This window comes from Thermocrinis minervae (assembly GCF_900142435.1).
Lineage (GTDB): Bacteria > Aquificota > Aquificia > Aquificales > Aquificaceae > Thermocrinis_A > Thermocrinis_A minervae.
This window is the reverse complement of sequence record NZ_LT670846.1, coordinates 583,199-594,074: the sequence shown is the minus strand read 5'-3', so window position 1 is coordinate 594,074 and position 10,876 is coordinate 583,199. Positions and strand designations below refer to the sequence as shown.

Here is a 10,876-nt window from a genome sequence, read left to right as displayed (position 1 = left end):
AATAGCTTACGCTTAAGGAGGTAGGTTATGCCCACCATAAACCAGCTTGTAAGATATGGAAGAGAGGTTAAAAAGAAGAAAAGTAAGGCTCCTGCTCTACAGGGTAACCCTCAAAAGAGGGGAGTATGTGTAAGAGTATACACAGTAACACCTAAGAAGCCTAACTCCGCCTTAAGGAAGGTAGCCAGGGTAAGACTATCCAACGGCATAGAGGTAACTGCATACATACCCGGTGAAGGGCACAACCTACAGGAACACTCTATAGTACTCGTTAGAGGTGGAAGGGTAAAGGACCTACCAGGTGTTAGGTACAAGATAATCAGAGGTGTCCTTGACGCCGCCGGTGTTGCAGCAAGGAGACAATCACGTTCTAAGTACGGAACCAAGAAACCTAAAGCTCAAGGTCAAACTCAAGCAGGAGGTAAAAAGTAATGCCAAGGAAAGGCCCAGTACCTCCAAGACAGATACCACCAGATCCCAAGTACGGAGATGAGCTTGTACAGAGGCTTATAAACAGGGTTATGAAAGATGGTAAGAAAAGCGTAGCAGAATGGATAGTCTACACCGCTCTCGAGGAAGCTGCCAAGGTTGCAAAGATGCATCCCGTTGAGCTTCTCCATAAGGTAGTAGATAACCTAAAACCAGAATGGGAAGTAAGACCCAGAAGGGTAGGCGGTGCCACGTACCAGGTACCCGTGGAAGTTCCACCTAGGAGGCAGATAAGCCTAGCTCTAAAATGGCTTGTGGAAGCAGCCAGAAGCAGACCAAGGCATAGGGGTAGCTATACCATGATAGAGAGACTAAAAGCTGAACTCCTAGATGCCCTTGAAGGGAAAGGTGGAGCTATCAAGAAGAAAGAAGATACCCATAAAATGGCAGAGGCTAACAAAGTCTTCGCCCACTTTAGATGGTAAGGAGGTAAACCATGCCGAGAATGGTCCCAATAGAGAAGCTAAGAAACATAGGTATAGTAGCTCACATAGATGCTGGAAAGACTACCACCACAGAAAGGATCCTCTACTACACAGGTAAGACCTATAAGATAGGAGAGGTGCATGAAGGCGCTGCTACTATGGACTGGATGCCACAGGAAAAAGAAAGGGGAATAACCATAACCGCCGCTACCACAGCATGTTACTGGAAGGACCACCAGATAAACATAATAGATACTCCTGGACACGTAGACTTCTCCGTGGAAGTTGTCCGTTCTATGAAAGTCTTGGATGGTATCATATTCATATTCTCAGCAGTAGAGGGAGTACAGCCTCAGTCTGAAGCAAACTGGAGATGGGCAGACAGGTTTAACGTACCAAGGATAGCTTTTATAAACAAACTTGATAGACTTGGTGCAGATTTTTATAGAGTTCTCAAGGAAATAGAAAATAAGCTTTCTATAAAACCAGTTGCCGTACAGATACCCATAGGTGCCGAGGATCAGTTTAAGGGTGTTATAGACCTTATGAACATGAAAGCCATCATATGGTTGGAAGAAACCCTCGGTGCCAAGTACGAGATAGTGGACATACCTCCAGAGTACGTAGAAAAGGCCCAAGAGTGGCGTGCCAAGATGGTAGAGACCATAGTGGAAAAGGATGACGAGCTAATGATGAGATACCTAGAGGGAGAGGATATCCCTGTAGAAGATCTAAAGAGAGTACTCAGGAAGGCTACCATAAACAGAGAACTAGTACCCGTTCTGTGTGGTTCTGCCTTCAAGAACAAAGGAATACAACCACTCCTTGATGCTGTCATAGATTATCTACCTTCACCCCTGGATCTTCCTCCTGTAAAAGGAATAAACCCGAAAACAGAGCAGGAAGAGATAAGAAGACCCTTAGACGATGAACCTTTCTGTGCGTACGCCTTCAAAGTTATGAGCGATCCATACGCAGGACAGCTCACGTACATAAGAGTATTCTCAGGAAAGATTACGGCTGGTTCTTATGTATACAACGCCACAAAGGACAAGAAGGAAAGAGTAGGAAGACTATTGCTTATGCACGCTAACTCAAGAGAAGATGTACAGGAAGCTGCAGCTGGTGAAATAGTAGCCGTTGTAGGTATGGATGCTACGACAGGTGACACCATCTGTGATGAAAGGCATCCCATAGTCCTTGAAAAACTTGAATTCCCAGAACCTGTCATATCAATGGCTATAGAACCAAAGACTAAGAAGGATCAAGAAAAACTTTCACAAGTTCTCAACAAGTACATGAAGGAAGACCCTACCTTCAGGGCTACCACAGACCCAGAAACAGGCCAGATACTCATACACGGAATGGGAGAGCTACACCTGGAGATTATGGTAGACAGAATGCGCAGAGAGTACAACATAGAAGTCAACGTAGGAAAACCTCAGGTAGCCTACAGGGAAACCATAAGAAAGAAGGTGGTATCAGAAGGAAAGTTCATCAGACAGACAGGTGGAAGAGGTCAGTACGGACACTGTGTTATAGAAATAGAACCTTTAGAAAGAGGTCAAGGTTTTGTGTTTGAAAACGCCATAGTGGGTGGTGTAATTCCAAAAGAGTTCATACCTGCAGTCGAAGCTGGTATAAAGGAAGCTATGCAATCGGGAGTCTTGGCAGGATATCCAGTGGTAGACGTGAAGGTAAAGCTATTTGACGGTTCTTACCACGAAGTGGACTCCTCAGAACTAGCCTTTAAAATAGCTGCTTCTATAGCCTTTAAGGAAGGTATGAAGAAGGCAGATCCCGTTCTACTTGAACCCATAATGGAAGTAGAGGTAGAAACCCCAGAAGAGTATGTAGGAGATGTTATAGGAGACCTCAACTCAAGGAGAGGAAAGATCGTGGGTATGGAAAACAAAGGAGTGATAACAGTTATAAAAGCTTACGTACCTCTAGCTGAGATGTTTGGTTATGCCACAACCTTGAGAAGCTTGACACAAGGACGTGGAACCTTTATAATGAAATATTCCCATTACGAAGAAGTTCCTCAAAGCATAGCCGAGCAGATTATAGGAGAGCGTATGGCAGCAACAAAAGGATAAAGGAGGTAAGCTATGGCGAAGGAGAAGTTTGTAAGAGAGAAAGAACACGTAAACGTGGGAACCATAGGGCACGTGGACCATGGGAAGTCCACCCTTACATCTGCCATAACATGCGTGCTTGCTGCAGGTATACTGCCAGGCGGCAAAGCTAAATGCTACAAATACGAAGAGATCGACAAAGCACCAGAAGAAAGAGAAAGAGGTATAACCATAAACATCACACACGTAGAGTACGAAACTCCTAAAAGACACTACGCCCACGTAGACTGCCCAGGCCACGCAGACTACATAAAGAACATGATCACAGGCGCAGCTCAGATGGATGGAGCTATACTCGTCGTATCAGCAGCAGATGGCCCCATGCCCCAAACAAGAGAACACGTCCTCCTTGCAAGACAAGTTAACGTCCCATACATAGTAGTCTTCATGAACAAGTGTGATATGGTAGATGACCCAGAACTCCTTGACCTTGTAGAGCTAGAAGTTAGAGAACTTCTGTCTAAGTATGAGTATCCTGGAGATGAAGTACCTGTGATAAGGGGTTCTGCTCTGGGAGCACTTCAAGAGCTTGAGGCTGGAAAGCCAGACAAATGGTGCAACGCTATAGTAGAACTTCTGAATGCCCTTGACGAGTACATACCCACACCTCAGAGGGATGTGGACAAACCTTTCCTCATGCCTATAGAGGACGTCTTTAGCATATCTGGGCGTGGAACAGTGGTTACTGGAAGGGTCGAGAGAGGTGTACTAAGACCTGGTGATGAAGTTGAGATAGTAGGTCTTAGGGAAGAACCTCTGAAGACAGTGGCCACTTCTATAGAGATGTTCAGGAAGGTGCTTGATGAGGCTTTACCTGGTGACAACGTAGGAGTGCTGTTGAGGGGAGTAGGTAAGGACGATGTGGAGAGGGGACAGGTGTTGGCAAAGCCTGGTACAGTGAAACCTCACAAGAGGTTCAGGGCACAGGTGTACGTGCTTTCCAAGGAAGAGGGAGGAAGGCATACACCTTTCTTTGTGAACTACAGGCCACAGTTTTACTTTAGGACTGCGGACGTTACTGGTACAGTGGTTAAGCTTCCAGAGGGTCAGGAGATGGTAATGCCTGGTGACAATGTGGAACTTGAGATAGAGCTTATAAAGCCTGTGGCTATGGAAGAAGGTCTTAGGTTTGCTATAAGAGAAGGTGGTAGAACTGTAGGCGCAGGCGTGGTCACCAAAATACTTGACTAAAGGAGTTGAAAGATGGATCGGGAATACATACGCATAAAGCTAAGATCTTACGACCACAGGCTCTTAGATCAGTCCGCGAGACAGATAATAGAAGTGGCCAGAAGAACAGGTAGTATCGTCAGAGGTCCCATACCACTACCCACCCGGGTGAGACGCTGGGTGGTCCTGCGCTCCCCTCATAAATTTGACCAATCAAGGGAACACTTTGAAATAAGAGAACACAAAAGGATAATAGACATAGTAAGGATAACTCCACAGACGGTAGAATCCTTGATGTCTTTAAATCTACCAGCAGGTGTAGACGTAGAGATAACATAAAGGTGAGAGGTGGAAGATGGGTATAGGAGTTATAGGTAAAAAACTTGGTATGACAAGGATTTTTACGAAAGATGGTATAGCTGTACCCGTAACCGCTATAAAGGTACCTACAAACTACGTAGTGGCCATAAAAACTGAAGATAAGGACGGTTATAAAGCTATAGTTGTAGGAGCTTTTGAAGCAAAAGAAAAACACTTAACCAAGCCACTCATAGGTATGTTTAAAAAAGCTGGTGTAGTTCTCCTCAGAAGGCTTAAAGAGTTCAGAGTGGACAACCCTACCGACTACCAGGTAGGACAAGAACTGAAAGTAAAGGATGTATTCTCTCCCGGTGAACTTATAGACGTAGTAGGTATAAGCAAAGGAAGAGGATTCACCGGTACCATGAAAAGATGGGACTTTGGTGGTTTTCCCAAATCTCACGGGCACAGGTACCACAGAGCTGTTGGTTCCATCGGACAAAGAACAGATCCAGGTAGAGTATGGAAAGGTAAAAGAATGGCAGGACATTACGGAGCTCAAAAGGTCAGAGTCCAAGGTCTGCTTGTGATGGATGTACATGATGACTTACTCCTTGTTAAAGGTTCCATACCAGGACCAAACGGTGGTATAGTTCTGGTGGAAAAAAGCACCATAGCCAACCGCAAATCCCAAAAGTTGAAGCTAAACAGAGAGAAGCACCTTGTTGAAAACATACTCAAAGGGGTTGAGACATGAAGGTGGGTGATGTAGAACTACGGGATGACGTCTTCAACGTAAAAGTTAAAAAGCATATCCTTTGGGAAGTGGTAAAGTGGCAACTTGCATGCAGAAGACAGGGAACACACAGCACCAAAACAAGAGGAGAAGTCAATTACAGCGGCAGAAAGCTACTACCTCAAAAGGGAACTGGAAATGCAAGACACGGTGAGAGAGGAGCAAACATTTTCGTAGGTGGCGGTGTCGCGCATGGACCAAAACCAAGAGACTATTCTTACACACTTCCTAAAAAAGTAAGGAAGCTGGGTCTGAAGATGGCCCTTTCTGATAAAGCTCAAACTGGAAACCTTATCTTTGTGGATGAAGTAAACGTAGGAGATGCACCCAAGACCAAGAAAGCTGTTGAGTTTTTGAAGAATCTGGGTGTGGATAAAGAAAAGGTCTTGTTGGTGCTACCTGAAAAAAGAGAAGTGGTGATAAAGTCTTTCAGGAACCTTCCTAACGCTAAGGTACTCCCTGTTGAAGGTCTTAACGTCTATGACATCCTCTGGTCGGATAAGCTTATCATAGAAAAACCCGCCATAGAACTAATCTATAAGAGGGTGGAAGCATGAGAAGACCTGAGGAAATCATCATAAGGCCTATCATAACGGAGAAGACAAACAGGCTTATGGAAGAGAAGAAGTATGTCTTTGAGGTAGCCTTAGATGCCACAAAACACGAGATAAAGTATGCCATAGAAAAGCTCTTCTCCGTACCCGTTCTTAAGGTAAACACCATGATAGTAAAGCCAAAGAAAAAGAGGATATTTGGTAAGATAACAAGGCGTTACGGTTATACCAGGAAGTACAAGAAGGCTATAGTGACTATACCACCTGATAAAGAGATAGATCTTCTTAGTTTGTGAGGTGAGAAAGGATGGGTGTAAGAAAGCTTAAACCAGTAACCAACGGACAGAGACATGCAGTTCTTTATGACTTTGCTGAGGTAACAAAGGAAGAGCCCGAAAGGTCATTATTAGTATACTGGCACAGAGCAAAGGGTAGATCCAGACAACAGGGTAAAATAACCACCAGAGGAAGAGGTGGTGGAAACAAGAGAAAATACAGGCTCATAGACTTTAAGAGAGATAAGAGTCTCGTACCGGCAAAGGTTGTAGCCATAGAGTACGATCCTAACAGGTCGGCAAGGATAGCCCTTCTGCAGTATGCAGACGGAGAAAAAAGGTACATACTCTGGCCTGAAGGTCTATCCGTTGGAGATACAGTTATGTCCATCTCCTACGAAGATGCGGAAGCAGGTAAACCCCTCCCCGAAATAAAACCTGGTAATGCACTCCCCCTTAAGTATATACCTGTGGGTACTCTTGTACACAATGTGGAGCTTCACCCTGGGAAAGGCGGTCAGCTCATAAGAGCAGCAGGTACATCAGGACAAATACTTGGTAAGGTGAAAGATTACGTGCAGATAAGGCTACCCTCTGGAGAGGTAAGGCTTGTACACCAAAGGTGTATGGCAACCGTAGGAGTTGTTGGTCTTGCGGAACACGAGCTTGTAAAGCTTGGTAAAGCAGGAAGGGCAAGGTGGTTAGGAAGACGTCCCATCACCAGAGGTACAGCTATGAACCCAGTAGACCACCCACACGGTGGTGGTGAAGGAAAGACTAAGGGTAAACATCCAGAATCCCCTTGGGGTTGGAAGACAAAAGGATACAAGACCAGAAGAGGTAAGAAGTACTCAGATAAGTTCATCCTCTCAAGGAGGAAGGAGGTCTTCAAGCAATGAGTTTTAGGGGTGCGTGGAACAAAAGGAATAAGCTTATAGAGGATCTGGATAAATTCCTGAAGCTTTACAAGAAAGTCCAAAGGATATACAAAAGAGTAAGAAAGGTTCAGCATACTCCTGAACTCTTTGAAAAGGCAGTCCAAAAGTATAACGAAGTATGGAATGAATACAGAAAACTCGTGAACAAGAAGGCCTGGGTTGACCCTAAGCTTTGGATGAGGATACGCAAGATGAACGAGGCAGGAGAGAGAAAGGTTATAAAGACCTACAGCAGAGACAGTACCATAATACCTGAGTTTGTAGGACACACCATAGCAGTCCACAACGGGAAAACCTTTGTACCAGTCTACATAACTGCAGATATGGTAGGACACAAGCTAGGAGAGTTTGCTCCCACAAGAACCTTTAAAGGCCATCCAGAAAAGACTGCAAAGGTAGCAAAGAAGAAGTGAGGTGTGTAGCATGGAGGTAAAGAAGGAAGCAAGGGCTATACTTAGGTACGCCAGGATAAGCCCTACAAAAGCCAGGCAGGTGTTGAACGTCATAAAAGGTAAGTCTGCAAGTGAAGCTCTCTACCAGCTTAAAGTAATCCCTAAGAAGGCAGCACGTATAATAGAAGGTGTGCTCAAGAGCGCTATAGCTAATGCAGATCAAAAAGGTTTAAACCTTGACAAGCTCTACATAAAGAAGGCTGTAGCAGATCAAGGCCCCATGTATAAAAAGTGGATGCCAAGGGCACACGGTAGAGCTACCATGATACGTAAGAGGACCTCTCACATAACCATAGTGTTAGAAGAAAGGGAGGAAGACTGATGGGTCAGAAGACACATCCTATAGGCTTCAGGCTTGGAATAATAAAAGATTGGCAGTCAAAGTGGTTTGAGAAGAAACAAAGGTATACCACTTTCCTCCATCAGGACATAAAGATAAGGGAGTACATTAAAGAAAGGTATGCCTCTGCGGGTATATCCAAGGTGATCATAGAAAGGCTTGCCGGTGTAATAAAGGTAAGGATACAAGCTGCAAGACCTGGTATAATAATAGGTAGAAGGGGAGCAGAGGTAGAGCAGCTTAAAAAGGACATAGAGAATATAGCAAAGACAAAAGACATTACCATATCTGTTGAAGAGGTAAGGACTCCCGAACTGGACGCTCAACTTGTAGCTGAGGAAATAGCCCTTCAGATAGAAAGAAGGGTATCCCATCGAAGGGCTATGAAAAGAGCTATAGATAACGCCATAAAGGCTGGAGCAAAAGGAGTAAAAGTCCAGGTAAAGGGACGTATAGGTGGAGCTGAACTCGCTAGAGCAGAATGGTTCCTAGTGGGTAGGATGCCACTGCAAACACTAAGGGCAGATATAGACTACGGATACGCTAGAGCTTACACCAAGTACGGTGTCCTAGGTATAAAGGTTTGGATATACAAGGGTGATGTACTCAAGGGCGGGAAAGAAGAGATAATAAAGAAGATAGAGGAAGACCTGAAGAAGGCAGAAAAGGAGGTGATTTAATATGTCTTTCCTTGCACCTAAAAAGACCAAGTACAGAAAAGCTCAAAGAGGTTCTATGAAAGGATTCGCTTTTAGGGGTAATAAACTAGCCTTTGGTGAGTATGGCATACAAGCCCTTGAAAGGTGCTGGCTTACCCAAAGACAGATAGAAGCTGCAAGGGTAGCCCTAGTCAGATCTTTGAAGAAAGGAGCAAAGGTGTGGATACAAATCTTCCCAGATAAACCCTACACCAGAAAGCCTAACGAAGTACGTATGGGTGGTGGTAAGGGAGATCCAGAAGGCTTTGTAGCAGTGGTGAAGCCAGGTAGGATACTTTTTGAATTCTCTGGCGTACCTGAAGATGTGGCAGAAGAAGCCTTTAAGCTTGCTGCTGCTAAGCTTCCCATAAAGACTAGGCTGGTCAAGGGGGGTCTAAGAGCATGAAGGCCAGCGAACTTAGAAACCTTACCATAGAAGAGCTCAGGAAGAAGGAAGAAGAGTTAAGGAGAAAGCTCCTGAGCCTCAGGATAAAGAAGAAAATAGAAGGTCTTAAGAATCCTATGGAGATAAGACAGATAAAAAGAGATATCGCTAGGATACTAACTGTTATAAGAGAAAAAGAGTTAAGAGGTGAGTCATGATGGAGAAGAAGTGGCACGAAAAGAGAAAAGAGCTTGTAGGTGTTGTGGTTAGTGATAAAATGCAGAAAACAGTAGTGGTTAAAGTTGACAGAAAAGTTCCACACCCGCTTTACAAAAAACATATCATAAAGAGCAAAAAGTATCACGCCCACGACCCTAACAACGAATGCAGGATAGGGGACGTAGTGGTGATAAGAGAAACCAGGCCTATCTCAAAGACGAAAAGATGGGTTGTAGTTAAAATACTTCAAAGAGCCAAGACTCCTCAAGAAGAAGTTGGATGATAATTACCAGGTTCGCTCCAAGCCCTACGGGCTATCTACATCTCGGGAACGCCAGGACGGCAATCTTTAGCTACTTGTTTGCTAGACACCATAAAGGGAAGTTCATACTACGTATAGAGGACACAGACCTAGAGAGGTCCACGAAGGAATTTGAAGAGTCCATCATAGAAGATCTAAAATGGCTCGGTATAGACTGGGATGAATTCTACCGCCAGTCAGAACGTTTTGATATCTACAGAGAATATGCTCAAAGGCTTTTAGATTCAGGACACGCTTACGCATGCTTCTGTACATCAGAAGAACTGGAAGAAGAAAGGAGGATAGCTCAAGAAAAGGGGATAGCCTACAGGTATTCGGGTAAGTGCAGACATCTAACCAAGGATGAGGTAGAGAAGTTTAAAAAGGAAGGTAGACCCTATACCATAAGGTTTAGAGTTCCTGACGGTAGAGTAGTAGTTTTTGAAGACCTTATAAAAGGTCACATAGCCATAAACGTGGATGATTTTGGAGATTTTGTTATAGTCAGGAGTGACGGAACGCCCACGTACAACTTTGTTGTGGTGGTGGACGATGCTCTGATGGGTGTCACCCACGTGGTAAGGGGGGAGGATCACATACCAAACACACCTAAGCAGATACTTATATATGAAGCTTTAGGCTTTAAGGTTCCTCTTTTTGCTCACCTTCCTGTCATACTTGGACCAGATAGGAGCAAACTTTCCAAAAGACATGGAGCTGTTTCTGTGAGGAATTACAGGGAGGAAGGTTACCTTTCTGAAGCTATGTTTAACTATCTGTGCCTTCTAGGATGGTCTCCACCAGAAGAGGGTAGGGAAATCTTTTCAAAGGAAGAGCTCATAAACCTCTTTGACTTGAGTGCAGTGAACAGTGCACCTGCTATCTTTGACAAGGAGAAACTAAGATGGATGAACGGAGTCTATATAAGACAGATTCTGGATTTGGACACTCTTGCAGAGAGGATAAAACCCTTCTTCCATAAGGCTGGCTACAGCTTTGAGGACGATTACCTTAAGAAGGTTCTTGAAAAGGCTAGAGATTCCTTTAGTACTTTCTCAGAAGCCGTAGAAAGATTGAGGCCCTTCTTTGCCGACCCTGAAGAGTTCTCCGAAGAAGCAAAAGCCATCCTTGAGACTGAAAATTCCTATAAAGCTCTATCTTTCGTGTTGTCAAAGTTGGAAGAAGCCCAGGAGATAAGTGGACAGTGGATAAAGGAGGTGGCAAAACAGGCTCAGAAGGATCTTGGTATAAAAGCAAAGGACTTTTGGCATGCCTTGAGAGCCTGTCTTACCGGTAGCTTAGAGGGAGTGGGTGTAGACATACTGTTTGATGTTCTTCCCAAGGACAAAGTAGTCCAGAGGATAAACAAAGTCTTGCTAAAGTTCTCCTAAGAGTG

Annotated in this window: 16 protein-coding genes; all 16 read left to right on the top strand. The window is 44.4% G+C overall.

Features of this window, described 5'->3' with window-relative positions; genetic code table 11:
• Positions 1-27 precede the first annotated feature (27 nt).
• Positions 28-432, top strand: coding sequence for a 30S ribosomal protein S12 (gene rpsL, locus B5444_RS03275; protein ID WP_079653815.1), 405 nt, complete (start codon positions 28-30; stop codon positions 430-432).
• Positions 432-914, top strand: a complete 483-nt coding sequence (gene rpsG, locus B5444_RS03270) for a 30S ribosomal protein S7 (RefSeq protein WP_079653814.1) — start codon at positions 432-434, stop codon at positions 912-914. Before rpsL ends, rpsG begins: the two co-directional genes overlap by 1 nt.
• A gap of 11 nt (positions 915-925) precedes the next feature.
• Positions 926-3,013 carry an elongation factor G gene (gene fusA / locus B5444_RS03265; protein ID WP_079653813.1) on the top strand — a complete coding sequence of 696 codons (2,088 nt, stop codon included), beginning with the start codon at positions 926-928 and terminating at the stop codon, positions 3,011-3,013.
• 12 nt (positions 3,014-3,025) lie between these two features.
• Positions 3,026-4,243 carry an elongation factor Tu gene (gene tuf, locus B5444_RS03260; RefSeq protein ID WP_079653812.1) on the top strand — a complete coding sequence of 406 codons (1,218 nt, stop codon included), beginning with the start codon at positions 3,026-3,028 and terminating at the stop codon, positions 4,241-4,243.
• Positions 4,244-4,255: 12 nt separating this feature from the next.
• Positions 4,256-4,561 carry a 30S ribosomal protein S10 gene (gene rpsJ / locus B5444_RS03255; RefSeq protein ID WP_079653811.1) on the top strand — a complete coding sequence of 102 codons (306 nt, stop codon included), beginning with the start codon at positions 4,256-4,258 and terminating at the stop codon, positions 4,559-4,561.
• A gap of 16 nt (positions 4,562-4,577) precedes the next feature.
• Complete coding sequence (gene rplC, locus B5444_RS03250) at positions 4,578-5,279, top strand: 50S ribosomal protein L3 (protein ID WP_079653810.1); 702 nt, start codon at positions 4,578-4,580, stop codon at positions 5,277-5,279.
• A complete protein-coding gene (rplD, locus tag B5444_RS03245; protein WP_079653809.1) occupies positions 5,276-5,875 on the top strand; it encodes a 50S ribosomal protein L4 in 600 nt (199 codons plus the stop codon). Before rplC ends, rplD begins: the two co-directional genes overlap by 4 nt.
• A complete protein-coding gene (rplW, locus tag B5444_RS03240; RefSeq protein WP_079653808.1) occupies positions 5,872-6,168 on the top strand; it encodes a 50S ribosomal protein L23 in 297 nt (98 codons plus the stop codon). The genes rplD and rplW overlap by 4 nt, the downstream gene beginning before the upstream one ends.
• A gap of 11 nt (positions 6,169-6,179) precedes the next feature.
• Positions 6,180-7,046, top strand: coding sequence for a 50S ribosomal protein L2 (gene rplB / locus B5444_RS03235; RefSeq protein WP_079653807.1), 867 nt, complete (start codon positions 6,180-6,182; stop codon positions 7,044-7,046).
• Between the two features lie 179 nt (positions 7,047-7,225).
• A complete protein-coding gene (gene rpsS, locus B5444_RS07765; RefSeq protein WP_269456714.1) occupies positions 7,226-7,498 on the top strand; it encodes a 30S ribosomal protein S19 in 273 nt (90 codons plus the stop codon).
• 10 nt (positions 7,499-7,508) lie between these two features.
• Positions 7,509-7,859, top strand: a complete 351-nt coding sequence (gene rplV, locus B5444_RS03225) for a 50S ribosomal protein L22 (RefSeq protein ID WP_079653805.1) — start codon at positions 7,509-7,511, stop codon at positions 7,857-7,859.
• Positions 7,859-8,557, top strand: a complete 699-nt coding sequence (gene rpsC / locus B5444_RS03220; RefSeq protein ID WP_079653804.1) for a 30S ribosomal protein S3 — start codon at positions 7,859-7,861, stop codon at positions 8,555-8,557. Before rplV ends, rpsC begins: the two co-directional genes overlap by 1 nt.
• Before the next feature lies 1 nt (position 8,558).
• Positions 8,559-8,981 (top strand): 50S ribosomal protein L16, encoded by a 423-nt coding sequence (gene rplP, locus B5444_RS03215; protein ID WP_079653803.1) that lies wholly within the window; start codon positions 8,559-8,561, stop codon positions 8,979-8,981.
• Positions 8,978-9,178, top strand: a complete 201-nt coding sequence (rpmC, locus tag B5444_RS03210) for a 50S ribosomal protein L29 (RefSeq protein WP_079653802.1) — start codon at positions 8,978-8,980, stop codon at positions 9,176-9,178. Before rplP ends, rpmC begins: the two co-directional genes overlap by 4 nt.
• Positions 9,175-9,462: a 30S ribosomal protein S17 gene (rpsQ, locus tag B5444_RS03205; protein ID WP_079653801.1), complete on the top strand. Its 288-nt coding sequence runs from the start codon at positions 9,175-9,177 to the stop codon at positions 9,460-9,462. Before rpmC ends, rpsQ begins: the two co-directional genes overlap by 4 nt.
• Complete coding sequence (gene gltX / locus B5444_RS03200) at positions 9,459-10,871, top strand: glutamate--tRNA ligase (RefSeq protein ID WP_079653800.1); 1,413 nt, start codon at positions 9,459-9,461, stop codon at positions 10,869-10,871. Before rpsQ ends, gltX begins: the two co-directional genes overlap by 4 nt.
• The last annotated feature ends 5 nt before the right edge of the window (positions 10,872-10,876 follow it).

Excerpts from the sequence above, each read along its gene's own strand:
- rpsJ (WP_079653811.1), top strand. The coding sequence starts at position 4,256 with ATGGATCGGGAATACATACGCATAAAGCTAAGATCTTACGACCACAGG.
- rplC (WP_079653810.1), top strand. The coding sequence starts at position 4,578 with ATGGGTATAGGAGTTATAGGTAAAAAACTTGGTATGACAAGGATTTTT.
- rplP (WP_079653803.1), top strand. The coding sequence starts at position 8,559 with ATGTCTTTCCTTGCACCTAAAAAGACCAAGTACAGAAAAGCTCAAAGA.
- rplD (WP_079653809.1), top strand. The coding sequence starts at position 5,276 with ATGAAGGTGGGTGATGTAGAACTACGGGATGACGTCTTCAACGTAAAA.
- rpmC (WP_079653802.1), top strand. The coding sequence starts at position 8,978 with ATGAAGGCCAGCGAACTTAGAAACCTTACCATAGAAGAGCTCAGGAAG.
- rplB (WP_079653807.1), top strand. The coding sequence starts at position 6,180 with ATGGGTGTAAGAAAGCTTAAACCAGTAACCAACGGACAGAGACATGCA.
- rpsL (WP_079653815.1), top strand. The coding sequence starts at position 28 with ATGCCCACCATAAACCAGCTTGTAAGATATGGAAGAGAGGTTAAAAAG.
- rplV (WP_079653805.1), top strand. The coding sequence starts at position 7,509 with ATGGAGGTAAAGAAGGAAGCAAGGGCTATACTTAGGTACGCCAGGATA.
- gltX (WP_079653800.1), top strand. The coding sequence starts at position 9,459 with ATGATAATTACCAGGTTCGCTCCAAGCCCTACGGGCTATCTACATCTC.
- fusA (WP_079653813.1), top strand. The coding sequence starts at position 926 with ATGCCGAGAATGGTCCCAATAGAGAAGCTAAGAAACATAGGTATAGTA.
- rpsQ (WP_079653801.1), top strand. The coding sequence starts at position 9,175 with ATGATGGAGAAGAAGTGGCACGAAAAGAGAAAAGAGCTTGTAGGTGTT.
- tuf (WP_079653812.1), top strand. The coding sequence starts at position 3,026 with ATGGCGAAGGAGAAGTTTGTAAGAGAGAAAGAACACGTAAACGTGGGA.
- rpsG (WP_079653814.1), top strand. The coding sequence starts at position 432 with ATGCCAAGGAAAGGCCCAGTACCTCCAAGACAGATACCACCAGATCCC.
- rpsC (WP_079653804.1), top strand. The coding sequence starts at position 7,859 with ATGGGTCAGAAGACACATCCTATAGGCTTCAGGCTTGGAATAATAAAA.
- rplW (WP_079653808.1), top strand. The coding sequence starts at position 5,872 with ATGAGAAGACCTGAGGAAATCATCATAAGGCCTATCATAACGGAGAAG.